Origin of the sequence: Dyella sp. SG609 (assembly GCF_012275375.1) — a bacterium.
Classification (GTDB): domain Bacteria; phylum Pseudomonadota; class Gammaproteobacteria; order Xanthomonadales; family Rhodanobacteraceae; genus Dyella_D; species Dyella_D marensis.
Genome location: NZ_JAAZQJ010000003.1, coordinates 432700 through 457749 on the forward strand (window position 1 = coordinate 432700; position 25050 = coordinate 457749).

The following is a 25050-nucleotide window of genomic DNA, read 5'->3' on the forward strand; positions in this document are numbered from 1 at the left end:
ATGGCCGTCGGCGACGGCGGCATCATCGGCGCGGCCAAGGGCGCGCTCAATACCTGGACGGAGCTCTCGGGCTTCCAGCAGCTGCGCGCGCAGGCGGCCGGCGACGGCAAGTCGGCGCTGCCGCAGGTCGCCAAACAGTTCGAAGCGATCTTTACCCAGATGATGCTGAAGTCGATGCGCGAGGCCAGCCCCGGCGGCGGCATCGGCGACAGCGAGCAGGGCAATGCCTACCGCGATCTGTTCGATCATCAGTTGTCATTGAGCCTGTCCAACGGCGGCCATGGCCTGGGCATTGCGCAGATGCTGATGCGCCAGCTCGGCGGCAAAGATGGCGGCAAGGACAGCGGCAGCGCCGATGCCTCCGCCGATGCCGCGTCGAGCTGGCAAAGCACGCTGGACCAGCTCGCGCACGGCGCCGGCAAGGTCGCCGGCAAGGTGGCCGAGTGGATGCCGGGCACCGGCGATGCGGTGAACTTCGTGCAGGCGCTGGCGCCGCATGCGGAAGCCGCGGCGAAGAAGCTCGGCGTGTCGGTGCGCGCGCTGCTGGCCCAGGCGGCGCTGGAAACCGGCTGGGGCAAGCATCTGCCCGCGCACCACGACGGCAGCAGCAGCAACAACCTGTTCGGCATGAAGGCCGGGCGCAGCTGGGACGGCGACAAGGTCAGCGTGCCCACGCTGGAATACGAAGGCGGCGTGGCGGTGCGCAAGCGCGACCAGTTCCGCGCCTACGGCAACCCGGGCGATTCGTTCTCCGACTACGCCGAGGTGCTGGCCAACAACCCGCGCTACGCCAATGCCATCGGCAAGGGCGAGGACATCAAGGGTTTCGCCAGGGCGCTGGCGCACGGCGGCTATGCCACCGACCCGGCCTACGCGGCCAAGCTCGAGGCGATCGCCAACAGCCCGGAAATGCGCAAGGGGCTGGATGCGCTGGCCGCGCTCAAGTCGGGCGACGGTTTGCCGTCACAGTCGCCATGACGTGCTCCCCATTCCCTATGACACGTACCGCTACAAGGACCGCCCACCATGGCTGACCTGCTCTCCACCGGCGTCTCGGGCCTGCTGGCCTCGCAGATCGGCCTCAGCACCGTCAGCCACAACGTGGCCAACGTCAACACCGACGGCTACAGCCGCCAGACCGTGCAGTTCAATGCGCGGCAGGCGCAGCAGCTGGGCAATTTCTACGTCGGCACCGGCGTCAATACGGTGGCGGTGCAGCGCGCCTACAGCCAGTACCTCAATACCGCGCTGTGGACCGCCTCGTCGGACCAGAGCCGCGCGGCCACGTACCAGAGCCTGACCGGGCAGATCAACAACCAGCTGTCCGGCAGCACCAACCTGCAGACCTCGCTGGACGCGTTCTACGGCGCGCTGGGCGACGTCTCCAACGCGCCGGCCGACTCGGCCGCGCGCGGCGTGCTGCTGGCCCGCGCCAATGCGCTGGGCAGCACCTTCCAGGCGTTGTCCGGCCAGTTCAACCAGTTGAACACCCAGGTGCAGCGCCAGATCAGCGACACGGTCGACTCGATCAACAGCGACAGCGCTTCCATCGCCAAGCTCAACGAACAGATCCGCACCGCCTATGCCGGCGGCAAGGGCGAGCCGTCGGACCTGCTGGACCAGCGCGATGCGCTGATCAAGAAAGTCTCCGGCGAAGTGGGCGTCAGCGTGGTGCAGCAGGACGACCACACGGTGAGCCTGTTCGTCGGCAACGGCCAGGCGCTGGTCAACGGCTCCAATGCCTACGCGCTGGCCACCGCGCCGAATCAATACGATCCGACACGGCTGGAGATCGTCGGCAAGGACAGCGGCAGCGTGATCACCGGCCAGGTCGGCGGCGGCTCGCTCGGCGCGCTGCTGGATTTCCGCAGCCAGGTGCTGGACCCCGCGCAGAACCAGCTCGGCCGCGCCGCGGTGGCGATGGCCAGCGCCTTCAATGCCCAGCATGCGCAGGGCATGGACCTCAACGGCACTATGGGCGGCGCCTTCTTCAACGTCGGCGCGCCGCAGGTGCAGATCAGCTCGGCCAACCAGGGCACGGGCACGGTGGGCGCCAGTATCTCCGACGTCGGCGCGCTGACCACCAAGGACTACGTGCTGCGCTACGACGGCAGCGCCTGGAGCCTGCGCGACACGGCGGGCAACGCGGTGGCGATGACCGGCACCGGCACCGCCGCCGATCCGTTCAAGGCCGATGGCCTGAGCCTGGTGGTGGGCGGCGCTCCGAGCGCCGGCGACAGCTTCCAGGTGCGCCCCACCGCCGCGGCCGCGGCGGGTTTCGGCGCGGCCATCACCGACCCGAACAAGATCGCCGCCGCGGCGCCGCTGGCCGGCTCGGCCGGCGCGGCCAACACGGGCAGCGGCAGCATCGGCGGCATCGCGGTCACCGATCCGTCCAATGCGGGCCTGCTCGGCACGGCGAATATCGTGTTCACCTCGCCGACCAGCTACACCATCAATGGCGGCGCGGCGCAGACGTATACGCCCGGCCAGCCGATCAACGCCAACGGCTGGAGCCTCACCCTCAACGGCACGCCCGCGGCGAACGACACGTTCACCCTCAAGGCCAATAGCAATGCGCGCGGCGACAACGGCAACGCGCTGGCACTGGGCAAGGTGGCGAACCTGGGCGTGCTCGACAACGGCGCCACCAGCGTGGGCCGCGCCTACGGGCAGCTGACCAGCCAGGTGGGCAGCGCCGGTTCCCTGGCCAAGGACGCGCTGACCACGCAGAACGCGGTGTACCAGCAGGCGCTGCAATCGCAGCAGGGCGTGTCCGGCGTGAACATCGACGAGGAAGCCGCCAGCCTGGTGCGCTACCAGCAGGCCTACCAGGCCTCGGCGCAGGTGATCTCCACCGCCAGCCAGATCTTCGACGCGCTGCTCAGCGCCGTGCGCAACTGAAGGAGCATCCGATGAGAGTCTCCACCAGCTGGATGGCCCAGCAGTCGGTCAGCAGCATGCTCGACGGGCAGGCCAGCCTGTCCGACCTGCAGAACCGCATCAGCAGCGGCAAGCGCATCAACCAGCCTTCGGACGATCCGGTGGGCGCGGCGCGCGCGCTGGAACTGGGCCATATGGACGCGGACGTGGCGCAGTACCAGCGCAACATCACCTCGGCCAATGCGCGCCTGGGCCTGGAAGACCAGGCGCTGTCGACCACTTCGGACGCGCTGACCCGCGTGCGCACCCTGGTCCTGCAAGGCATCAACGGCACGCAGACCGACCAGACCCGCGCCGACATCGCCGCGGAGCTGAGCCAGATCCGCACCCAGCTGATGGGCCTGGCCAACGGCAAGGACGGCAACGGCGACTATCTGTTCGCCGGCAACCGCACCGGCGGGCAGCCGTTCTCGGCCCAGGGCGGCGCGGTGGTCTACAACGGCGACGAAGGCCAGCGCATGGTCGCCGCCGGCCCCGGCATGCAGGTCGCCACCGGCGACCCCGGCTCGGCGGTGTTCATGAATATCCCCACCGGCAACGGCACTTTTCAGGTGTCTTCCGGCGCCGCCAATACCGGCACCGCGGTGGCCGGCACCATCAGCGTGGCCGACCGCACGCAGTGGGACAACGGCAACTACACCATCGCCTTCACCTCGGCCACGGCCTATGAGGTGCGCGACGCCTCCAACAACGTGATCGGCAGCGGCACCTATGCCGACGACGGCAACGCGGTGGTGGCCTTCCGCGGCGTGCAGGTGGGCATCAGCGGCACGCCGGCGGCGGGCGACAATTTCAGCGTGGGGCCTTCGGGCAAGCAGGACATCTTCAGCACGCTGGACAACATCATCGGCGCGCTGAAGACCACCGGCGGCGGGCCGGCGATGAAGAACGCGCTCAATGCGCAGTTCTCCAACCTCGACCAGGCCATCGACACCGTCACCCAGACGCGCGCCGCCATCGGCGGACGCATGAATGCGCTGGACCAGCAGCAGTCGCTCAACGGCGACCTGTCGCTGCAGTACCAGGGGGCGCTGAGCGACGTGCAGGACCTGGACTACTACGACGCCATCAGCAAGCTCAATCTGCAGAACACCGCGCTGCAGGCCGCGCAGATGACCTACACCAAGGTGCAGTCATCCACGCTGTTCGATTATCTGAAGTGATGCGGACGCAGGGATGAGCAGCGAACGCGCACGAGCGGAAACGAAGGTTGGCGGCGCCGTGCGCCGCGCCGCCGTATCCGATCGTCCGCCGCTGGTATCCGTGCGTGGCGCTTTGCCCTCGATCCGCTGCAGCTCCATGCCGCTGCCGCCGACGCCCTCCTTGAGGCGGCGGCGTTCCTGCTGGCATTCCCATGGGAATCCGAACCGCCGTCCTCGACGGTTCCGAATCCATTGGAGTGCAAGCACCATGAGCCTGAGCGTCACCACCAACATCAGCTCGCTGAATGCCCAGAACAACCTGGCCAGGACGCAGAGCAAGCTGAGCACCGCCATCGAGCGCCTTTCATCCGGCATGCGCATCAACAGCGCCAAGGACGATGCGGCGGGCCTGGCCATCTCCACCCGCTTCACCACCCAGATCAATGGCCTGAACCAGGCCGTGCGCAATGCCAACGACGGCATCTCGATGGCGCAGACCACCGAGTCGGCGCTGGACGAAGTGACCAACAACCTGCAGCGCATGCGCCTGCTGGCGGTGCAGTCGGCGTCCGGGTCCAATTCGTCCACCGATCGCGCCGCGCTGGACAAGGAAGTGCAGCAGCGCCTGGCCGAAGTGACCCGTATCGCGCAGCAGACCAATTTCAACGGCACCAAGGTGCTGGATGGCAGCGCCGGTACGGTGGCGTTCCAGGTCGGCGCCAATGTGGGCGAGACCATCAGCGTCAATTTCGGCGTCGGCATGAAAGCCAGTCAGATCGGCCAGATCGAAACGGCTTCCGTGACGGCGAGCGGCACGGAGCCGAAATTCCCGTTGACGCTCTCTGCGGATCAGACGGTGAAGTTCGACGGCGCGAACGTCACGCTCAAGAAAGGCACCGTGTTCAAGTTCGGCAACGAGATCGTCGCCGCGCTGAAGGCCGGCTTCGAAAGCGCGGGCGTGGATGCGCAGGTCTCGGTCGACATCAAGGGCAAGTTCACCATCGCCACGAGCAAGCTGGACGCCGTCATCGACACTTCGGCAGCCACCGAACTCGGTTTTGCGGCGGCCGACAAAGTGGTGGTCGGCAAGGACAGCAAGCACCTGTCGGACATCTCGATCGCCACCACCGATGGGGCGAACGACGCGATCCGCCGCGTCGACGCCGCCCTGCAATCGGTGAGCGACCTGCGCTCGAACCTGGGCGCGGTGCAGAACCGCTTCCATTCCACCATCACCAACCTGCAGACGATTTCGCAGAACCTCGATTCGTCGCGCAGCCAGATCAAGGACGCGGACTTCGCGGCGGAGACCGCGAACATGTCCAGCGCAAACATCCTGCAGCAGGCCGGCGTGTCGGTGCTGGCGCAGGCCAATACCAGCCAGCAGAGCGTGCTGAAACTGCTGCAGTAAGCGATCAGCGATGGCCGCGCATGGGGCGCGGCCATCCACCACTCAAGGAAACCACACGGCCATGACGATCACGCTCTCTACCACCACCACCATTCTGTGCGGCCTCGCCGCCGGGGCGGCGCGTGGCCGGGCGTGGCCGTTCCTAGCCCAAATCGCCAGCCTGCTCAAGTTCCATGGGAACCGGTCGAAACAGTACCTGAGGCGGACGTTCCAGCAGGAATTCCCGCTGAACCAACCGCCGGCCTCTTTCCGGCTTCGACCCCAACGGAGTGAATTCCCATGGTCATGAGCGTTACCACCAACATCAGCTCGCTGAATGCCCAGAACAACCTGGCCAAGACGCAGAGCAAGCTGAGCACCGCCATCGAGCGCCTGTCCTCGGGTATGCGCATCAACAGCGCCAAGGACGATGCGGCGGGCCTGGCCATCTCCACCCGCTTCACCACCCAGATCAATGGCCTGAACCAGGCCGTGCGCAACGCCAACGACGGTATCTCGATGGCGCAGACCACCGAGTCGGCGCTGGACGAAGTGACCAACAACCTGCAGCGCATCCGCGAGCTGGCCGTGCAGTCGGCCACCGGCTCCAACTCGACCACCGACCGCGCCGCGCTCGACAAGGAAGTGCAGCAGCGTCTGGCCGAAGTGACCCGTATCGCGCAGCAGACCAACTTCAACGGCACCAAGGTGCTGGACGGCAGCGCCGGCACGGTGGCGTTCCAGGTCGGCGCCAACGTCGGCGAGACCATCAGCGTCAACTTCAGCGTCGGCATGAAGACCAACCAGGTCGGCCAGGTCGACACCGCCGCGGTGACCGCCAGCGGCACGGCCCCGACCTATCCGCTGACCCTTGCCGCCGACCAGACGGTGAAGATCGGCACCACCAGCGTCACGCTCAAGAGCGGCACGGTGTTCAACACCGCGCAGGACGCCACCGACGCGCTGAATGCGGGCTTCAAGGACGCCGGCGTGGACGCGCAGGCTTCGGCCGACGCCACCGGCAAGATCTCGGTCGCCGCCTTCGGCGCCGACGTCGACGCTTCCGGCGCCACCGCCCTGGGCTTCGCCGCCGCCGACAAGGCCACGCACGCGCTGGACAGCAAGCACCTGTCCGACGCTTCGATCAGCACGGTGTCCGGCGCCAACGACGCCATCCGCCGCGTCGACGCCGCCCTGCAGTCGGTGAGCAACCTGCGTTCGGACCTGGGCGCCGTGCAGAACCGTTTCCAGTCCACCATCTCCAACCTGCAGACCATTTCGCAGAACCTCGACTCGTCGCGCAGCCAGATCCAGGACGCCGACTTCGCCGCGGAGACCGCGAACATGTCCAGCGCGAACATCCTGCAGCAGGCCGGCGTGTCGGTGCTGGCCCAGGCCAACTCCAGCCAGCAGAGCGTGCTGAAGCTCCTGCAGTAACTCCCGGTGGACGGCCGCGCATAAAACGCGGCCGTCCCTTTTCATAAGGAAATCCTTCCGACCATGGCTATCACCACCTCTTCCACTTCTTCCTCCACCGGCCCGCTCACCGCCGCCGGCGTGGGTTCGGGACTGGACGTGAACGGCCTGGTCAGCCAGCTGGTGGCGGCCAAGAAAAAGCCGCTGCAGGACCAGATCGATTCCCAGACCAGCACGGCGAAGACGCAGATCTCCGCGCTGGGCCAGGTCAGTTCGGCGCTCGCCGCCCTGCAGACCGCATTGAAGGGCCTGAGCGACGGCACCTCGTTCCAGACCCGCAAGGCCGCGACCAGCGACGCCAGCGTGTTCAGCGTAAGCTCCACCACCGGCGCGATGAACGGCAGCTACAACCTCAACGTGAGCCAGCTCGCCACCGCGCTGAAGGTGCAGTCGGCCGGCGTGGCCAGCAGCGATGCCAAGGTCGGCACCGGCACGCTCACCATCGGCGTCGGCAGCAAGTCGATGAGCATCGACATCGGCAGCGACGGTTCCTCGCTGTCGCAGATCCGCGACGCGATCAACAAGAGCAGCGGCAACCCCGGCGTCACCGCCACCATCGTCACCGGCTCGGACGGCGCGCACCTGGTGCTGAGCAGCACCGCCACCGGCCAGGCCAATGCCTTCACGGTGAGCAGCAGCGGCGGCGACGGCGGCCTGGCGGCGCTCAACTACGACCCGGCGTCCAGCAGCAACGGCATGTCCGTGCTGACCGCGGCGCAGGACGCGAAATTCACCATCGACGGCCTGGCCGCCACCAGCGCCAGCAATACGGTGACCGGCGCCATCGACGGTATCACCCTGAGCTTGTGGAAGCCGGGCACGGCTACGCTGTCGGTCAGCACCGACAGTTCGGCGGCGTCCACCGCGGTGGGCAACTTCGTCACCGCGTACAACAACTTCGTGGGCACGTACCAATCGCTCACCGCGTACGACCCGAGCGGCGCCAATACCGGCGCGCTGATCGGCGACGCCACGCTCAACAGCATCAAGAGCACGCTTTCCAACATCGTCAGCGGGCCGGGCGGCAACGGCGCCATGCTCAATTCGATCGGCATCACCCTGCAGATCGACGGCACGCTGAAGCTGGACAGCGGCGCCTTGTCCACCGCGCTGAGCGACGGCGGCACCAAGGTGAGCGGCCTGTTCTCCGGCACCAGCGGCATGGCCACCCAGCTCAACAGCCCGCTGACCGACTGGACCGCCAGCACCGGCGTGCTGACCACGCGCACCAACAATCTCAACAAGCAGTTGAAGGACCTGGGCACGCGCCAGGACAACCTCAACTCCGACATGGACGCGCTGACCACCCAGTACACCAAGCGCTTCACCGCGCTGGACACCCTGCTGACCAAGCTCAACAGCACCAGCAGCTACCTGACGCAGCAGTTCGACGCGCTCACCAAGAGCAGCAAGTAAGCGAGGAGCCAGACCATGGGATTCGGATACGGCGCCGGCGCCTACCAGCAGGTGCGTTCGCACGGGACGGTGGAAACCGCCGACCCGCACGGCCTCATCACCATGCTGATGGACGGCGCGATCGAACGCCTGACCAAGGCGCGCGGCCATATGCTGCACGGCGAGGTGGCCGCCAAGGGCGAGCTGATCTCGCGCTGCCTGGACATCATCAGCGAGCTGCGCGGCAGCCTGGATCCGGCGGTGGAAACGCCGCTGGTCGGCCAGCTCGGCGCGCTGTACGACTACATGGGCCGCCGGCTGCTGCACGCCAACCTGCACGACGACCCGCGCGCGCTGGACGAGGTCTCCGACCTGATGCAGAAGCTGCGCCGCGCCTGGAACGGCATTCCGATGGACGCGCGCAGCCCGCAGCGTCCCGCGCAGGCCGCGCTGTGAACGGCCTGGAACAGGTAATGGCGCTGAGCCGCGGCATGCTGGAAATGGCCGAGCAGGGCGACTGGGAACGCTTCGCCGCGATCCAGGATGAACGCGAGCGCGTGCTCGAACAGGTGCTGCCGGCCAGCCGCGGCGACGCGACCGCCCTGCGCGCCCTGATCGACTACAACCGACGCCTGTGCGAGGTGGTGGAGCGCGAGCGCGATAAAGTGGCGCAGGAATGGCAGGCGGCGCATGGCCGCTCGCAGGCCATCGCCGCCTACACCAGCAACTGACGTCGCGGAATCATCCGTGTAGGTTGGGCTGAGCCGCAGGCGAACCCCGAAGCCGGCAACTTCATGCGCCTCGCCACGTTGGGGTTACGGGCTGCATCAGCAACCCGCCCTTCGGGCCATCCGCTATGCGGATGTTCGCTACGGCATCCTGCCTTCGCAGTCGCCTGCGGCTCACCCCAACCTACGCCCGATCGGGCGGCATCGCCGGAGAACGCCACACATGAATGCCAGCGCCTGGGACGAATTCCAGCAACTGCTCGCCTGCGAGGGCGACTGGCTGGCCGAGCTGGAGCCGCTCTCGCTGCCGCTGGACGAGCGCATGGCCGCCGGCTATGCCGAACGCAACCTGGCCGCGCTGGGCATGCTGGACGTATTGGACGAGCGCACTGCCGAGGTTTCCGACGAGGACAGCCCGCTGGTGCAGGATCTTGCGCGGATGGACGCCAAGCTCACCGCGCTGATCCACATCATCAACCGCGTATTGATTCCCGATGCGCTGACCCGGCCCCGCCACACCCTGCGCTTCAACGCCGTGGGCGCCCTGGTGCCGCCGGCGCTGGCGCCGGCCGGCGAGGGCGCGCTGCTGCGCATCCGTCTCGATGCTTGCCCGAGTTTTCCGTTGGAACTGCCGGTGCGCGTGGAACGCCGTTTCCCCGACGGCCGCGTGTTCCTGACGTTTGAGAATCATTCCGACGCGCTGGGCGAAGGGCTGGAACGGATGGTTTTTCGCCATCACCGACGCAGAGTGGCAGTCACCCGGCAAGGGCATGGGCCAGCGGCCTGAAGCGGTTCGTGAAGGCAATGTGATCGATATCACAAAACCGAGGCCCCAAAAGTTCAGTTTTTTGACGTGTCTGACACTTGGCATGTGCGGTGTGCCCAGGCCTGCGGCGTCAGCATCCATTCATTTAGCGTCGGTCGCTCAACGGTTTAAGACGTTTCGCCGGCGTCGTGAATACGTTTACAGCACTAGGGAGTAGTCGGAAAACCGACCCCATCCCTACCCCCCGTCATAGACCCGCCACCTCGTTGGCCCCGATTTTGCGTATAGCCCAACGGCGTCGACGTCGGAGCGTTGACGCTATGGGTCAGCAGAAAAAACGAGTGACAGGGCATAGGAACGCCGGTCACCACCATGGGCAGGGGGTTTAGCGTGCAAAACGAAGTCCAAGACATCGACGTACTGGTCATCGAAGCGGATGCCGTCCGGGCGGATACCATCGGATCGGCGCTGCAATTCCTGGGGTATCGCCCGCGTTTCGCCGGTAACGATACCGCCGAAAGCGGCAAGGGCGATTGGTGCGCGATCTATATCGGCGACGTGGTGGACCTCGACGATTTCCAGCGCCAGCTCGACACATTGGGCGACCTGGCGCTGCATCTGCCGCTGCTGGTGGCGAACGATTCCCCGCTCGCCGCGCAGCTGCCCGGCGCGCTGCCGGGTTCGCGTTCGCGCTCGGTGGAGCTGCTCTCGTTCCCGCTGCGCTACGAACCGCTGCTCGACGCGCTGCGCCGCTGCTCGGCGCCATCGCGGCTGAGCTTCAAGGGCGGCCAGTCCGCTTGCGCCACGGGACAGTCGGGCATGCATCGCATCGTCGGCGGTTCCAATGCGCTGGGCCGCGTGAATGCGCTGGTGCGCCAGGTCGCGCCGTTCGATTCCACCGTGCTGGTGCTGGGCGAATCGGGTACCGGCAAGGAAATGGTGGCGCGCGCCATCCATGAATCCTCGCAGCGCCGCGACAAGCCGTTCATCGCGATCAACTGCGGCGCGATTCCGGCGGAACTGCTGGAAAGCGAACTGTTCGGCCACGAGAAGGGCGCCTTCACCGGTGCGATCAGCGCACGCAAGGGCCGTTTCGAACTGGCCGAGGGCGGCACGCTGTTCCTCGACGAGATCGGCGACATGAGCCTGCCGATGCAGGTGAAGCTGCTGCGCGTGCTGCAGGAGCGCGTGTTCGAACGCGTCGGCGGCAACCGCACCCAGCGCTGCGACGTGCGCATCATCGCCGCCACGCACCGCAACCTGGAGCAGGCCATCGCCGACGGCCGCTTCCGCGAAGACCTGTATTACCGCCTCAGCGTGTTCCCGCTGGAGATGCCGCCGCTGCGCGAGCATCTGGAAGACCTGCCGGAACTGATCACCGAGTTCAACCAGCGCCTGCTGCGCCGCGGCCTGGGCGGCGTGCGCTTCAGCGCCAGCGCGATGAACGCCCTGCGCAGCCACACCTGGCCCGGCAATGTGCGCGAGCTGTGCAACCTGGTCGAGCGCATGGCCATCCTCTATCCGTCCTGTGAAGTACGCGCCGGCGACCTGCCCGAGAAATACCGCGGCGTTCCCGTCGGCGAAGAAGTCACCGGCGCCGCCTTGCTGGCGGTCATGGAAGGCCGCGCTCCCGTGATCGCCACCCCGATCGCCGCCTCGGTTGCCCACGAGCCTTCGGCGGCGATCCTCCCGGAAGGCGGCCTGGATCTGAAGGATCACCTCTCGGATATCGAAGTAGGCCTGATCCGCCAGGCTCTCGACGCCACCGGCGGCGTCGTCGCCCACGCAGCCAAGCTGCTGCGCATGCAGCGCACCACGCTGGTGGAGAAGCTGCGCAAGTACGGCCTGCAGGCGGGTCTGCAGGTGCCTTGATCAGATCAAATCCGGCGCGCCAATCGCGCGCCGGATTTGGATCGTTCTATCAAGCGCAAAGAACTTCACCCCCTCGCTCCGCCCGGCCCCTCACCCCGACCCTCTCCCCGGAGGGGAGAGGGAGAAGTGATGTGGCGCCGCATACAGGAACGAAGAGCAAAAGCTGGCCTCGTTCCTTGAACGTCCTCTCGGCAACGGCACGTTGAAGAAGCCGCTACGTAAACGCACAGTCGTTTCGTGTAGACCCAGGTTAATCAGGCTACCGCAGCCGCCCACTGCTCCTTCTAGTCGCGTCGCGAGCCTTTGCTCTAAGGCCATTCTCTCTTTGGTTACTTTCTCTTTGGGCCAGCAAAGAGAAAGTGACTCGGGCGCCGGCAGGCGTCCGAAATGCCCGCTGCATAAGCGGCCAAGTCGCGGCCACGCAAAACCGAGCGATACCGCCACTGGATCCCGGCCTACGCCGGGATGACGAGCAACGCACGCGCAACCCATTTTTTGGTGATGGCACACCTTGTGCATCCATCCCCCTAGTCATCAAAGGACGCGCTGGAATTCCGTCATGCCCACAATCGACGTCAACACCCTGCTATCCCAAATGCGGCAAATGTCCGCCACCATGCCGACACCCGAAACCGCATCGCGCAGCGTAATCCCAGCCCAAACCAGCGATTTCGGCGCCCTGCTCAAGCAATCGATAGCCACTGTCGGCCAGACCCAAATGGAAGCCGGAAAATTGGCGGCCTCCTTCGAACGCGGTGACGCCGGCGCCGACCTCGGCCGCACCATGGTCGCCGTGCAGAAGGCCGACCTCTCCCTGCGCGCCATGACCGAAGTGCGCAACAAACTCGTCGATGCCTACAAAGACATCATGAACATGCCGGTGTAACGGACCGCAGCGTCCGCCCGCCATCCCACTCCACCGATAACGAGCAGTTTTCATGGCCGAAAACGCCATCGCGCAGACCGACCCGAACGGCAAGCGCCTGGACCCGCTGAAGCAACTCGCGCAGAGCCCGGCGACGCGGCAGCTGCTGCTGCTGGTTGCCGTGGCCGCGGCCGTGGCGTTCGGCGTCGCGGTGGTGCTGTGGTCGCGCGGGCCCAACTTCGCGCTGCTGTATGCGGGCCTGGATTCCAAGGACGCCTCCGCCATTACCCAGGCGTTGCAGACGTCCAATACGCCCTATCAGCTGGGGCCGGATGGCGCATCGATCTCGGTGCCGGCGGCGGATCTTGCCGCCGTGCGCCTTCGTCTTGCCGCGCAAGGCCTGCCGCAAGGCAGCGCGGGCACCAGCGCCACCGTGCCCGGCGCGGATTCGCCGTTCGGCATGAGCGACCTGGCCGAACGCACGCGTTATCAGCAGATGCTGGAAACGGACCTGGGCAACACCATCGCCGGCCTGCAGTCGGTGCGCGCGGCGCGCGTGCATCTGGCGCTGCCGAAACCGTCGGCCTTTATTCGCGACAACAAGCAGGCCAGCGCCTCGGTGCTGGTGACGCTGTTCCCGGGCCGCCAGCTCGATGCCTCGCAGGTGGCGGCGATCGTGCACCTGGTGGCGTCGAGCGTGCCGGAGCTGGATCCGCGCCAGGTTTCCGTGGTCGACCAGCAAGGCCAGCTGCTCACCGTCACCGATCCGGACAGCGCCGGCGCGGTCGGCGACAGCCGCCTGCGCCTGGCTACGCGGATGGAGAACACCTACGCGCAGCGTATCGAGGAATTGCTCACGCCGCTGGTCGGCCCGGGCAAGGTGCGCGCGCAGGTCTATGCGGACCTGGATTTCAGCCAGACCGAGAAGGCCACCGAAACCTACAATCACGACAACCCCGCATTGCGCAGCGAACAGGTCAGCAGCGAGCAGCGGCGCGACGGCTCCAGCAACGGCGGCGTGCCGGGCGCGCTGAGCAACCAGCCGCCGACCACGGTGGCGCAGCCGACCGCGGCCAAGCCCAATGCCGGCGCGGGCAATGCCAGCGCCACGGCGAATACCAATGCGGGCGGCGAGAGTTCCAGCAGCGCCACGCGCAACTACGAACTCGATCGCACCGTCAGCCACGTCAGCGATCCGGCCGGACGCCTCGCGCGCCTCACGGTGGCGGTGGCGGTGGACAACAAGGCCACCACCGACGACAAGGGCAACAGCAAGAGCGTGCCGTTCACCGCGCAGGAGCTGGAACACCTGACCGACCTGGCCAAGAACGCGGTCGGCTTCAACCAGCAGCGCGGCGACAGCGTCAGCGTGATCAACCAGCCCTTCCACAAGGCGCCGGGCAACGAACCCTTGCCGGAGACGCCGTTCTGGCAGCGCCCCGGCGTGATGGACCTGATCAAGCAGGGCGGCGGCGTGCTGGTCGCGCTGATCATCGCCTTCGGCCTGCTGCGCCCGCTGCTGCGCGGCGTGTTCAAGGGCGCGCCGGGCACCGCGCTGCAGGCGCTGCCTGCCGGCGCCGGCGGCGTGCCGACGGTATCGGTGCGCATCGACGATATGGACGACGACGTGGCGCCGGGGCGTTTGGGCCCGCCGCCGGGCATGAACTACGAAGCGCGCGTGGCGATGGCCAAGCGCATGGTCACCGAGAACCCCAAGCAGGTGGCGCAGGTGGTCAGGAGCTGGGTGGGCGAAGATGGCGGCTAATATCGAAATCACTGGCGCCCAGCGCGCGGCAATCCTGTTGCTCACCCTGGGCGAGCAGGACGCGGCCGAAGTCCTGAAGCATCTCAATGCCCGCGACGTGCAGGCCGTCGGCCAGGCCATGGCAGGCCTGAGCAATGTCTCGCGCGAGCAGGTCGAGCACGTACTCGGCCGCCTCACCGAGGACATGGGCCGGCACACCTCGCTGGGCGTGGGCACCGAGGAATACATCCGCAAGATCCTGGTCAACGCGCTGGGCGAGAGCAAGGCGGGCGGCCTGATCGACCGCATCCTGCTCGGCCGCAGCAGCAAGGGCCTGGAATCGCTGAAGTGGATGGAGAGCCGCGCGATCGCCGAGATGATCGGGCAGGAGCATCCGCAGATCATCGCCCTGGTGCTGGCGCACCTGGAGCCGGACCAGGCCGCCGAAGTGATCGGCTACCTGCCGCCGCGCGTGCGCAGCGATTCGGTGATGCGCATCGCCACGCTCGACGGCGTGCAGCCGCATGCGCTGAACGAACTGGACGAGATCATGGAGCGCCAGTTCTCCGGCAATACCAACAAGCTGAAGTCCGCCACCGTCGGCGGCCTGAAGGCGGCGGCGGACATCCTCAATGCGATGGAGACCAGCCGCGAGACCGAGCTGATGAGCGCGATCCGCGGCCACGATGCGGCGCTCGGCGGCCGCATCGAAGAACTGATGTTCGTGTTCGAGGACCTGGCGGAGCTGGACGACCGCAGCATGCAGATGCTGCTGCGCGAAGTGCCGTCGGCGCGCCTGGTCACCGCCTTGAAGGGGGCCGAGCCCGGCGTGCGCGAACGCATCTTCTCGAACATGTCCAAGCGCGCCTCCGACATGCTGCGCGACGACCTGGAAGTGAAGGGCCCCGTGCGCCTGAGCGAAGTCGACGCCGCGCAGAAGGAAGTGCTGCAGATCGCCCGCCGGCTGGCCGACACCGGGCAGATCAGCCTTACCGGCGGCGGTGACGACTTCGTCTGATGGCCGCCTCCTTTCTCTCGCGCGAACAGCTGAAGGATTTCCGCCGGTGGGAGCTGCCCGAGGTGGGCGAGCCCAAGCCGGCGGAGGCGGCGGAAGCCCAGGCGGCGCTGCCGACCGTGGCCGATCTGGAAGGCCTGGAGCGCGAAGCGCGCGACGCGGGCTACGCGGCAGGCCTGGCCGAAGGGCGCGCCGCCGCGGACGCGGAGCTGCGCGAAAAGCTCGCCTTGCTCGACGGCATCCTGCACGCCGCCGCGCGGCCGCTGGAAGCGCTGGACGACGCGACCGAACAGGACCTGGCGCGGCTGGCGCTGGTGATCGCCCGCCGTGTGGTGGGGCATGAACTGAAAACCTCGCCCGCGCTGATCGTACGCACGGTGCGCGAAGCCGCGCTGGCCCTGCCGGCGGCGACGCGCAACCTGCGCGTGTATCTGCATCCGGACGATCTGGCCCTGCTGCGCGAGCTGGAGGCGGCGGAGCCGCACTGGCAGCTGCTGCCCGACCCGGACATGCAGCGCGGCGATTGCCTGCTGGAAAGCGAAAGCTCGCGCCTGGACGCCAAGGTGGAAACGCGGCTCGCCGCCATCGCCGACGCGGTGTTCGGCGACGAAGCCAGCGAAGATCCCGAGACCGAAATGGCATGAGCAGCGGCTCCGCCACCACCGAACGCTGGCGCCAGCGCCTGGCCCGCCGCGCACGCCGCGCCGAGGCGGCTGCGCCGCTGGTGGTGGAGGGGCGCTTGCGCCGCGTGGTCGGGCTGACGCTGGAAGCCGAAGGCTGCGAAGCGCCGCTCGGCGCGCGCTGCCTGGTGGCCGCCGCGGGCGGCGTGCAGCTGGATACCGAAGTGGTCGGCTTCGCCGACGACCGCCTGCTGCTGATGCCGGTGACCGAGATGCACGGCGTGCTGCCGAATGCGCGCGTGCGCCCGTGCTCGCATACCGGCGGCCTGCCGGTGGGCGCCGCGCTGCTGGGCCGCGTGATCGGCGCGGACGGCGTGCCCCTGGATGGCGCCGGCCCCCTCGACGTGGACGAGCACGCCTCGCTCAAGCGCGAACCGATCAATCCGATGGCGCGCAAGCCGATCGACGCGCCGCTGGATACGGGCGTGCGCGCGATCAATGCGCTGCTTACCGTGGGCCGCGGCCAGCGCCTGGGACTGTTCGCCGGCTCCGGCGTCGGCAAATCGACCCTGCTCGGCATGATGACGCGCTACACCGACGCCGACGTGGTGGTGGTGGGCCTGATCGGCGAGCGCGGCCGCGAGGTGAAGGAATTCGTCGAGCACACGCTGGGTGAGGAAGGCCGCGCCCGCGCGGTGATCGTCGCCGCGCCGGCCGATGCGCCGCCGCTGAAGCGCCTGCGCGGCGCGCAGTACGCCACCGCGATTGCCGAATGGTTCCGCGACCGCGGCCAGCGCGTGCTGCTGCTGATGGATTCGATCACCCGCTACGCGCAGGCGCAGCGCGAGATCGCGCTGGCCATCGGCGAGCCGCCGGCGACCAAGGGCTATCCGCCGTCGGTGTTCGCCCTGCTGCCGGCCCTGGTCGAGCGCGCCGGCAACGATGCCGAGGGGCGCGGTTCGATCACCGCGTTCTATACGGTGCTGACCGAGGGCGACGACTACCGCCACGATCCGATCGCCGATGCGGCGCGCGCGATCCTGGACGGCCATATCGTGCTGTCGCGCGACCTGGCCGAAGCCGGCCACTATCCGGCCATCGATATCGAAGCCTCGATCAGCCGCGTGATGCCGGCGGTAGTGGAGCGCACGCACCTGCGCGCGGCGCAGCAGTTCCGGCAGGTCTATTCGGCGTATCGCCAGCAGCGCGACCTGATCGCGGTGGGCGCGTACCAGAAGGGTTCCGATCCGCAGGTGGACAAGGCCATTGCGATGTGGCCGCAGCTGCGCGGTTTCCTGCAGCAGGAAGTGGACGATCCGATGCCGCTGGCGCAGGCGATCGAGGCGCTGCAGGACCTCGCCGCCGAGGCCGCCGCATGAAGCCGCGTTCCGCCCGCCTGGCGCCGGCCGCCGATCACGCCAAGGAAAAGCGCGAGACCGCCGCGTTGCGCCTCGCCGAGCAGCAGGAGCGCCTGCGCGCGGCCGAGCACCAGCTTTCCGAATTGCGCCGCTACCGCGCGGAGTACGCGCTGGACGGCGCGGCCGCGGTTTCGGTGGCGGCGCTGCTCAACCGGCAGCAGTTCGTGGAGCGCATCGACCGCGCCATCAATCAGCAGTTGTTCGAGGTGGAGCGCCAGCGCCGCCTGCTCGACCAGGCCGGCGCCGCCTGGCGTGCCGCGCATGCGCGCGAGCGTGCGCTGGAGAGCGTGATCGGCCAGGCGCGCGAGCAGGAACGCAAGAGCGAAGAGCGCCGCGAACAGAACGACATCGACGAACGCATGCAGCACCGCAACCCGCGGCGCCGCAGCTAGCAGGCTTCCTTCCATGACTCCGAACGTATCCATGCCTACTTCCACGCCCAAGCCCGTCGCCTCCGGCGCGCCTGCCGCCGCCGGCAAAGGTGCGCAGACCGGCGCGGCCGATGCCGCCTCCGGCCAGGAAGGTTTCGAGCGCCAGTTCAACCAGGTGATGCGCCAGCAGGCGGGCGCCGCCTTGCCGGCAGCCATCGCGCCACCGGTGCTGCCGGCGAAGGTGGCGCTGGCCCCCGTGGAGGCCGGCGGTCCGCTCGCCGGCAAGGACGAAGCGACCACCGACCCGGCCGAGCGCGATGGCAATGCGCTGGCGGCGGCGGTGCTCGCGATGCTGGGGCAGGGCGTGGCGGCGCAGGCGAAGATCGCCGGTGCGGGCCAGGGCCAGACGGTATCGGCCGATGCGGGCAAGGGCGGTGCGCAACGTGGATTGCCTGGATTGGTGATGGATGCCGCAAAGGATGCAGGCGCTGCGGCGCCCGTGCCGTCCACCGGTGTCGACGCCGGCGCACTGCTTGCGGCGGCGAGTGCGTCGCCTGCGCCGGAAACGCACAAGTCCGCCGAACCGGGCAACGTCGAAGCGCTCGCCGCTCCGATGACGCTGCATGCACCTGCGCCGAACGCCGCACCTGCCGCGCACAGCCTGAAGATGGATGCGCCCGCCGGCAGCCCGGGCTTTGCGCAGGAACTCGGCCAGCAGGTCGCCTGGCTGGGCGGACAGGAGATCAAGCAGGCGCGCATCCGCCTGCGCCCGGAGGAACTGGGCCAGCTCGACGTGAAAGTGAGCGTGGCCGAACACGGCCGCGTCGACGTCAGCTTTACCGCGCAGCATCCGGCGGCCGTCACCGCCGTGCAGCAAACGCTGGGTCAGCTCGACCTGATGCTGGCGGGGCATGGCCTGTCGCTGGGACAGGCGCAGGTGGGGCAGCAAAGTGCGGGAGAGCGCGGCGCCGGCCACGCGGGCGAGCCGCAGGATGCGCTGGCCGCGGAAGCGGATCCGGTCGAAGGCGTCGGCGCCCGCACGGTCGCCGTCGGCCTGCTGGATACGTTCGCCTGAGCTCCAGCTTCAGGCCGGGCTGAGCACTTCGTGCTCCAGCGCGATCTGCAGCAGCTGGTTGAGGCTGACGCCGCGCGCCGCCGCCGCCGTGACGGCGCGCTCGTGCAGCTTGGGCGGGATGCGCGCCTGGAACTTGCCGGAGAAGTTCTTGTACGGCTCGATGCCGTTGGCGCGGCAGGTCTCGAAGAACACGCGCAGCGAGGTGCTGCCCTCGCGCGCCAGGCCGGCCACGTCGGTGGCGTAGAAATCGGCACCGCCGTTGAGGCTGGTGAACTCGCCGCGGAACATCTCGAGCTCCGGGTCGTACTCGATCACGGCCTTGTGGCCGTCGATGGTCATGACATTGATCATGGCTTCACTCCAAGAGACTCCAACCATTTGCGGACGCCGGCCACCGCGCCCTTGTCCATGTCCGGCCGCGGGTGAGGGCGGTGGAACACGTGGACCTACCCGGCCAGCACGACCGCCACGCGGGAGCCTTCCGCCTGGCTGATCCTCGCGCCCAGCTCCCTGAAAAGAGCCTCCACCTCCGCCCACTTCACGTTGCCGGAAGCGGGGCGGTTGAAGATCAGGCTCAGCGTCCTTGCATGTTTGTTTTTCATGCAGGGATAGTACCGAAATATGGTATCACACAAATCCGAAAATACGTCGCGCGAATCCGAAAATGCGCCGCCATGGCGGCGTCGCGACGTCCCCCCGCCGCGCGTCAATAAAACGCCGCAATCCCCGCCCATGGGCGCCGCAAACCGCGCCACCAGGCCATTTCTTCCGATGGCATGCCGATTGCTACAAGACCTCCGCCAGGCACCGCCCCCGGGGCGCTGCCGACAAGGAACCGTGTCCACCCGAGGTCTTGCATGTCGAACGCCGAGCCCACTCCCGCCGTCGCCGCCCCCGCCCCCAAGGCGGGCCATGGGCGGGGCACCGTCCTGATTCTTGCCGCAGCCCTGGTGCTGGTGTCGGCGGTGTGCGGCTACGCGCTGTACACGCTGCGCGGGCACGCCGCGCAAGGCGCCGCGGGCAGCGAAGCGAAGGTCGAGAAGAAGAAGGAAGGGCCGGAGGTGTTCATGCCGATGGACCCGGCCTTCGTGGTCAATTTCCAGAAGGCCGACGGGCTCAGCTACCTGCAGGTCGGCGTCACCCTGATGTCGCACGACCCGGCCGCGCTGCAGGCCGCCAAGGAAGCGGATCCGGTGATCCGCAATGCGCTGGTGATGCTGTTCTCCGCCCAGGACTACACCGCGCTGTCCGACACCGCCGGCAAGCAGAAGCTGCAGGCCAAGGCGCTGGCGGCGGTGCAGAAGATCGTCGAGGACCGCACCGGCCGCCCCGGCGTGGAAGCGCTGTATTTCACCAGCTTCGTGATGCAGTGAGGCAGCCGTGAGCGATCTGCTCTCCCAGGAAGAAATCGACGCCCTGCTCAACGGCGTCAACGGCGGCGACGTGCCGACCGGCGGCGACGAGCCGCCGCCGAAGGATGCCGTGCTGTCGTACGACTTCACCCAGCAGGACCGCATCGTGCGCGGCCGCCTGCCCACGCTGGAGATGGTCAACGACCGCTTCGCGCGCTACTTCCGCACCGGCATCTTCGGCGTGCTGCGCAAGACCTGCGAGGTCTCGGTGCTGGGCGTGAAGATGTCCAAATTCGTCGAATACGTGCACGGCCTGGCCGTGCCGACCAATCTCAACCTGGTGCGCGTGAAGCCGCTGCGCGGCACCGCGCTGATCGTGATGGAGCCGCGCCTGGTCTTCAGCGTGATCGACAATTTCTTCGGCGGCGACGGCCGCTACCACGCGCGCATCGAAGGCCGCGACTTCACGCCGACCGAGACGCGGGTGATCCAGATCGTGCTGGCGGAAATCTTCACCGCCATGGTCGAGGCCTGGTCGCCGGTGCTGCCGCTGAACTTCGAGTTCCTGAATTCGGAGATCAATCCGCAGTTCGCCAACATCGTCAGCCCGACCGAAACCGTGGTGGTGTCGCGCTTCCACGTGGAAGTGGACGGCGGCGGCGGCGAGATCCACCTCACCCTGCCGTACTCCATGGTCGAGCCGATCCGCGTGCTGCTGGACGCCGGCGTGCAGAGCGACCGCGTCGAGCGCGACGAGCGCTGGCTGCAGAGCCTGCACCAGGAAGTGCTGGACGCCGAAGTGGAGTTGAGCTCGCTGCTGCTCGAAGCCGACATGCAGATCGGCGACTTTCTCAAGCTGCGTCCCGGCGACGTGATCCCGGTGAACCTGCCGGAGCTGTGCACGGTATTCGCCGAGGACGTACCGATCTTCCGCGGCCAGCTCGGCCGCGCCAGCGGCCACAAGGCCGTCCGTTTCCAGACCCCCGCCGGCCGCCGCGAAACGCGCACGTCCGCCGAGTTCTCCACCGGGAATCCCAACGCATGAGCACCACCAACGACTCCGCCACCCTGCTCGATCCGGCCGGCCGCCCGGAATACGAAACCATGCTGGGCGTGGCCGGCGAGAACGGCGACGTCAACCTGGACCTGATCCTGGACGTGCCGGTCACGCTGGCGATGGAAGTCGGCCGCACGCGCATCAGCATCCGCAACCTGCTGCAGCTCAACCAGGGCTCGGTGGTGGAACTGGACCGCGCCGCGGGCGAACCGCTGGACGTGTTCGTCAACGGCACCCTGGTGGCGCACGGTGAAGTGGTGGTGATCAACGAGAAGTTCGGCATCCGCCTCACCGACGTGATCAGCCCCGCCGAGCGCGTGCGGAAGCTGCGCTGATGATGCTCCTGCTTGCCGTGGCCGCCGCGCCCGCGGCCGAACCCAGCGTGGGCGGGGAACTGCTGCGCGTGTGCCTGAGCCTGATCGGCATCATCGCGCTGATCTTCGCCGCCGGCTGGCTGGGCCGCCGCGCGCAGGGGCGCGCGCAATCCGGCGGCCGGCGCATCCGCTGCGTCGAATCCTTCGCGCTGGGCACGCGCGAGCGCGTGCTGCTGCTGGAGGCGGATGGCAAGCGCCTGCTGGTCGGCGTGGGGCAGGGCGGCATGCGCACGCTGCACGTCTACGAAGGCGATGCGCCCGCCGCCGAGACTCCGCCATCGCCGCCGATGCCCGCCTTCGCGGACCTGCTCGGCTTCTGGAAGCGCAAGTGATGAAATATTTCCTGTTCGCCCTGCTGCTGCTGGCGCCGCTGCCGCTGCTGGCCGATCCGGTCGCCGGCATCCCGGTGCTGAACGTGCAGAACGCGGCCGGCGGCGGCCAGAGCTGGACGCTGTCGCTGCAGATGCTGGCGCTGATGACGGTGCTGACCCTGCTGCCGGCGATCCTGCTGATGATGAGTTCGTTCACGCGCATCATCATCGTGCTTGGCTTTCTGCGGCAGGCGCTGGGCACGCAGTCCACGCCGCCGAACCAGGTGCTGCTGGGCCTGGCGCTGTTCATCAGCCTGTTCGTGATGTCGCCGGTGCTGGAGCGTGCCTACGCCGACGGCGTGAAGCCCTATATGGACGGCCAGCTCGCCGCCGAGCAGGCGCTGCCCGCCGCCGCCGCGCCGTTCAAGCGCTTCATGCTGGACCAGACGCGCGACGCCGACCTGCAGCTGTTCACCCGCCTGGCGAAAGAGCAGCCCTATGCCGGCAAGGACGAGGTGCCGTTCCGCGTGGCCATGCCGGCCTTCGTCACCAGCGAGCTGAAGACCGCCTTCCAGATGGGCTTCCTGCTGTTCATCCCGTTCCTGATCATCGACCTGGTGGTGGCCAGCGTGCTGATGTCGATGGGCATGATGATGGTGTCGCCGATGATCATCTCGCTGCCGTTCAAGATCATGTTGTTCGTGCTCGTTGACGGCTGGTCGCTGTTGCTGGGCACGCTGGCAGGGAGCTTCTTCTCATGAGTGCGACGCGATCTTCTCCCTCTCCCCTCCGGGGAGAGGGCCGGGGTGAGGGGGCGGGGCTCGCCACAGGGCTGGTACGTGCGAGCTGCACTCCGCGGCAGGCCCTCAACATCTCGCTCCGCCCGGCCCCTCACTCCAACCCTCTCCCCGGAGGGGAGAGGGGGCAGAAGCGGAGGACCAGCGCATGACCCCCGAGTCCGTCATCGAATTCGGCCAGCACGCACTCTACGTCGCGATGCTCGTCGCCGCCCCTTTGCTGCTTACCGCGCTGACGGTCGGTGTGCTGGTCGGCGTGATCCAGGCGGCGACGCAGATCAATGAAATGACCTTGAGCTTCATCCCGAAGCTGATCGCGATGGCGCTGGTCGCGCTGATCACGGGGCCGTGGATGCTGCGCACCCTGGTGCAGTTCACCCGGCACCTGATCGAAGGATTGCCCGGAGCGGTGCGGTGACCACGCTGGATCTCGCCCAGCTGTCGATCCTGCTCGGCAGCGTGCTGTGGGCGATGGGCCGCGTGGCCGGCCTGTTCCTGGTGGCGCCGGTGTTCGGCGCCACGGTATTGCCGGCGCGCATCCGCGTCGGCCTGATCATGCTGCTGACCATGGTGCTGGCGCCGCTGGCGCCGGCGCGGATCGACCCGATGAGCGCCGGCGGCATCGCCACCATGGCGGGGCAGCTGCTGATCGGCGCGTCGGTGGGTTTCGTGCTGCGGCTGACCTTCGAGGCGGTGGCGTTCGGCGGGCAGCTGGTGGCGCAGAGCATGAGCTTAGGGTTCGCCGAAGTGGTGAACCCGCAGGGCGGCGGCAGCTCGCCGGTGCTCAACCAGTTCTATCTGCTGCTGGTGACCTTGCTGTTCCTGGCGATGGACGGCCATTTGCGCCTGATCGCATTGCTGGCCGAAAGCTTCCGCACGCTGCCACCGGGCACCGGGGCGATCTCGCCGGACGGGCTGCATGCGGTGGCGGTGTTCGGTGGCCAGTTGTTTTCCGGCGCCGTGCGCGTCGCCCTGCCGGCGATGACGGCGCTGCTGGTGGTGAACATGGGCTTCGGCGCGATCAGCCGCGCGGCGCCGTCGATGAATCTGTTCGCGGTGGGTTTTCCGATCACCTTGTGCCTGGGCTTTATCGCCTTGTGGTTGTCGTTGCGCGCGTTGCCAGGGGCGTTCGGCTCGCTGGAGGAAAGCGCGTGGTCTGTGATGCGCGAGCTGCTGGGTCAATAAGGATGGGAGCCTGACGTGTCCGAGAGCGACGACCAGGAACGCACCGAAAAACCATCGGAAAAACGCCTGCGCGAAGCGCGGGAGAAGGGCGACGTTCCGCGTTCGCGCGATCTGTCGGGCGCCCTGGTGGTGCTGGCGGGTGTCGCCGCACTGATGAGCGGCGGTGAGCGCGCGTTCGTCCACGCCAAGCGCGTCTACGAACTCGGCTTCGGCTACAGCCGCGAAGCGCTGTTCTCCGGCGAGCTGCCCGCGCGCGTGCTCGCTGCCGCGTTGCGCGAAGCAATGGCCCTGATCACGCCGGTCGCGGTGGCGACGATGTTGGCCACGTTCGCCGCCCCTTTGCTGCTGGGCGGCCTCAGTTTCAGTGCGCAGGCGCTCGAGCCGAAATTCGACCGGCTCGATCCCATCGCCGGCCTCGGTCGTCTTGTATCGATGCGCGGCGCGGTGGAACTGGCGAAATCGCTGCTCAAGCTGGTGTTTATCGGCGCCTCGCTGGCCTGGTTCCTGTGGCACCGGCAGGACGCCATGCAGGCCACCGGGCGCGGCACGGTCGGCGCAGGCATCGCGCTGTCGCTGTCGCAGCTGGGTCATGCCGCGCTGCTGTTCGGCACCATGCTGGCGCTGATCGGCGGCATCGATGCGGCCTACCAGCGCTACGACCACGGCCGCCGCCTGCGCATGACCAAGCAGGAGCTGCGCGACGAGAACAAGGAAAGCGAAGGCAATCCGGAACTGAAGGGCCGCATCCGCCAGGTGCAGCACCAGCTGGCGCGCCGCCGCATGATGCAGGAACTGCCCAAGGCCGACGTGGTGGTGACCAACCCCACCCACTTCGCCGTGGCGCTGAAATACGACGAGAGCCGCATGCGCGCGCCGCGCGTGGTCGCCAAGGGCGCCGACGTGCTGGCCATGCAGATCCGCCAGGTCGCCGCCGGGCACCGCATCCCGATGGTGGAAGCGCCGCCGCTGGCGCGTGCTCTCTACGCCACCACGGAACTCGGCCGCGAGATTCCCGCCGCGCTCTACGTCGCCGTGGCGCAGGTGCTGGCCTATGTGTTCCAGCTGCGCCAGGCCGTCGCGCATGGCGACGCGCCGCCCGTGCCTCCTTCGCCGCAGGTCGATCCGGACCTGCTCGGCCCTTACCGCTGATTCTT

28 protein-coding genes are annotated in these 25050 nt (G+C 67.9%); 26 read left to right on the plus strand and 2 right to left on the minus strand.

The window, feature by feature from the left end:
* The 18 genes from flgJ (at nt 1) to FHW85_RS08205 (ending at nt 18820) form a co-directional block, all read left to right on the plus strand.
* Nucleotides 1–978 carry a flagellar assembly peptidoglycan hydrolase FlgJ gene (gene flgJ, locus FHW85_RS08120; protein WP_168647916.1) on the plus strand — a complete coding sequence of 326 codons (978 nt, stop codon included), beginning with the start codon at nt 1–3 and terminating at the stop codon, nt 976–978.
* Nucleotides 979–1026: 48 nt separating this feature from the next.
* Nucleotides 1027–2904 (plus strand): flagellar hook-associated protein FlgK, encoded by a 1878-nt coding sequence (flgK, locus tag FHW85_RS08125; protein ID WP_168647917.1) that lies wholly within the window; start codon nt 1027–1029, stop codon nt 2902–2904.
* Nucleotides 2905–2915: 11 nt separating this feature from the next.
* Nucleotides 2916–4106, plus strand: coding sequence for a flagellar hook-associated protein FlgL (gene flgL, locus FHW85_RS08130; protein WP_168647918.1), 1191 nt, complete (start codon nt 2916–2918; stop codon nt 4104–4106).
* A 247-nt stretch (nt 4107–4353) separates the two neighbouring features.
* The gene (locus FHW85_RS08135; RefSeq protein ID WP_168647919.1) at nt 4354–5496 is read left to right on the plus strand and encodes a flagellin; all 1143 of its coding nucleotides are present in this window, start codon (nt 4354–4356) and stop codon (nt 5494–5496) included.
* A 61-nt stretch (nt 5497–5557) separates the two neighbouring features.
* Nucleotides 5558–5785 carry a hypothetical protein gene (locus FHW85_RS08140; protein WP_168647920.1) on the plus strand — a complete coding sequence of 76 codons (228 nt, stop codon included), beginning with the start codon at nt 5558–5560 and terminating at the stop codon, nt 5783–5785.
* Complete coding sequence (locus FHW85_RS08145) at nt 5776–6912, plus strand: flagellin (protein ID WP_167256696.1); 1137 nt, start codon at nt 5776–5778, stop codon at nt 6910–6912. The genes FHW85_RS08140 and FHW85_RS08145 overlap by 10 nt, the downstream gene beginning before the upstream one ends.
* Nucleotides 6913–6975: 63 nt before the next feature.
* Complete coding sequence (gene fliD / locus FHW85_RS08150) at nt 6976–8367, plus strand: flagellar filament capping protein FliD (RefSeq protein WP_168647921.1); 1392 nt, start codon at nt 6976–6978, stop codon at nt 8365–8367.
* Between the two features lie 15 nt (nt 8368–8382).
* Nucleotides 8383–8802 (plus strand): flagellar export chaperone FliS, encoded by a 420-nt coding sequence (gene fliS / locus FHW85_RS08155; RefSeq protein ID WP_167256698.1) that lies wholly within the window; start codon nt 8383–8385, stop codon nt 8800–8802.
* Nucleotides 8803–8819: 17 nt separating this feature from the next.
* On the plus strand, nt 8820–9077 hold the full coding sequence (locus tag FHW85_RS08160) for a flagellar protein FliT (RefSeq protein WP_168647922.1): 258 nt from the start codon (nt 8820–8822) through the stop codon (nt 9075–9077).
* A gap of 220 nt (nt 9078–9297) precedes the next feature.
* Nucleotides 9298–9861: a PilZ domain-containing protein gene (locus FHW85_RS08165; RefSeq protein ID WP_168647923.1), complete on the plus strand. Its 564-nt coding sequence runs from the start codon at nt 9298–9300 to the stop codon at nt 9859–9861.
* Nucleotides 9862–10230: 369 nt separating this feature from the next.
* Nucleotides 10231–11712, plus strand: coding sequence for a sigma-54 dependent transcriptional regulator (locus FHW85_RS08170; protein ID WP_343203605.1), 1482 nt, complete (start codon nt 10231–10233; stop codon nt 11710–11712).
* Between the two features lie 559 nt (nt 11713–12271).
* A complete protein-coding gene (gene fliE, locus FHW85_RS08175) occupies nt 12272–12598 on the plus strand; it encodes a flagellar hook-basal body complex protein FliE (protein WP_168647924.1) in 327 nt (108 codons plus the stop codon).
* 52 nt (nt 12599–12650) lie between these two features.
* The gene (fliF, locus tag FHW85_RS08180; RefSeq protein ID WP_168647925.1) at nt 12651–14342 is read left to right on the plus strand and encodes a flagellar basal-body MS-ring/collar protein FliF; all 1692 of its coding nucleotides are present in this window, start codon (nt 12651–12653) and stop codon (nt 14340–14342) included.
* Between the two features lie 7 nt (nt 14343–14349).
* Complete coding sequence (gene fliG, locus FHW85_RS08185; protein WP_343203607.1) at nt 14350–15339, plus strand: flagellar motor switch protein FliG; 990 nt, start codon at nt 14350–14352, stop codon at nt 15337–15339.
* A complete protein-coding gene (locus tag FHW85_RS22480; RefSeq protein WP_168647926.1) occupies nt 15339–15980 on the plus strand; it encodes a FliH/SctL family protein in 642 nt (213 codons plus the stop codon). The genes fliG and FHW85_RS22480 overlap by 1 nt, the downstream gene beginning before the upstream one ends.
* Nucleotides 15977–17335 (plus strand): flagellar protein export ATPase FliI, encoded by a 1359-nt coding sequence (gene fliI, locus FHW85_RS08195; RefSeq protein WP_168647927.1) that lies wholly within the window; start codon nt 15977–15979, stop codon nt 17333–17335. Before FHW85_RS22480 ends, fliI begins: the two co-directional genes overlap by 4 nt.
* On the plus strand, nt 17332–17766 hold the full coding sequence (gene fliJ, locus FHW85_RS08200) for a flagellar export protein FliJ (RefSeq protein WP_167256706.1): 435 nt from the start codon (nt 17332–17334) through the stop codon (nt 17764–17766). Before fliI ends, fliJ begins: the two co-directional genes overlap by 4 nt.
* 31 nt (nt 17767–17797) lie before the next feature.
* Entirely contained in the window at nt 17798–18820 is a 1023-nt protein-coding gene (locus tag FHW85_RS08205) for a flagellar hook-length control protein FliK (RefSeq protein ID WP_168647928.1), read from the plus strand.
* Between the two features lie 9 nt (nt 18821–18829).
* Here FHW85_RS08205 and FHW85_RS08210 read toward each other — a convergent pair whose 3' ends face one another.
* Together FHW85_RS08210 and FHW85_RS22340 are read right to left on the minus strand one after the other, a co-directional pair.
* Nucleotides 18830–19171 carry a type II toxin-antitoxin system HicB family antitoxin gene (locus tag FHW85_RS08210; RefSeq protein ID WP_168647929.1) on the minus strand — a complete coding sequence of 114 codons (342 nt, stop codon included), beginning with the start codon at nt 19169–19171 and terminating at the stop codon, nt 18830–18832.
* Between the two features lie 95 nt (nt 19172–19266).
* A complete protein-coding gene (locus FHW85_RS22340) occupies nt 19267–19575 on the minus strand; it encodes a hypothetical protein (RefSeq protein WP_246866693.1) in 309 nt (102 codons plus the stop codon).
* 102 nt (nt 19576–19677) lie between these two features.
* Between FHW85_RS22340 and FHW85_RS08220 the strand changes: the two genes are divergently transcribed.
* The 8 genes from FHW85_RS08220 (at nt 19678) to flhB (ending at nt 25045) form a co-directional block, all read left to right on the plus strand.
* The gene (locus tag FHW85_RS08220) at nt 19678–20193 is read left to right on the plus strand and encodes a flagellar basal body-associated FliL family protein (RefSeq protein WP_167256710.1); all 516 of its coding nucleotides are present in this window, start codon (nt 19678–19680) and stop codon (nt 20191–20193) included.
* 7 nt (nt 20194–20200) lie between these two features.
* A complete protein-coding gene (gene fliM / locus FHW85_RS08225) occupies nt 20201–21217 on the plus strand; it encodes a flagellar motor switch protein FliM (RefSeq protein WP_167256711.1) in 1017 nt (338 codons plus the stop codon).
* Between the two features lie 59 nt (nt 21218–21276).
* Nucleotides 21277–21564, plus strand: a complete 288-nt coding sequence (gene fliN / locus FHW85_RS08230; protein ID WP_231504260.1) for a flagellar motor switch protein FliN — start codon at nt 21277–21279, stop codon at nt 21562–21564.
* A complete protein-coding gene (fliO, locus tag FHW85_RS08235) occupies nt 21564–21935 on the plus strand; it encodes a flagellar biosynthetic protein FliO (RefSeq protein ID WP_246866694.1) in 372 nt (123 codons plus the stop codon). Before fliN ends, fliO begins: the two co-directional genes overlap by 1 nt.
* A complete protein-coding gene (gene fliP / locus FHW85_RS08240) occupies nt 21935–22675 on the plus strand; it encodes a flagellar type III secretion system pore protein FliP (RefSeq protein ID WP_168647930.1) in 741 nt (246 codons plus the stop codon). Before fliO ends, fliP begins: the two co-directional genes overlap by 1 nt.
* A 184-nt stretch (nt 22676–22859) precedes the next feature.
* Nucleotides 22860–23129 carry a flagellar biosynthesis protein FliQ gene (gene fliQ / locus FHW85_RS08245; protein WP_168647931.1) on the plus strand — a complete coding sequence of 90 codons (270 nt, stop codon included), beginning with the start codon at nt 22860–22862 and terminating at the stop codon, nt 23127–23129.
* Entirely contained in the window at nt 23126–23896 is a 771-nt protein-coding gene (gene fliR, locus FHW85_RS08250; RefSeq protein WP_168647932.1) for a flagellar biosynthetic protein FliR, read from the plus strand. Before fliQ ends, fliR begins: the two co-directional genes overlap by 4 nt.
* 15 nt (nt 23897–23911) lie before the next feature.
* Entirely contained in the window at nt 23912–25045 is a 1134-nt protein-coding gene (flhB, locus tag FHW85_RS08255; protein WP_167256715.1) for a flagellar biosynthesis protein FlhB, read from the plus strand.
* Nucleotides 25046–25050 lie beyond the last annotated feature (5 nt).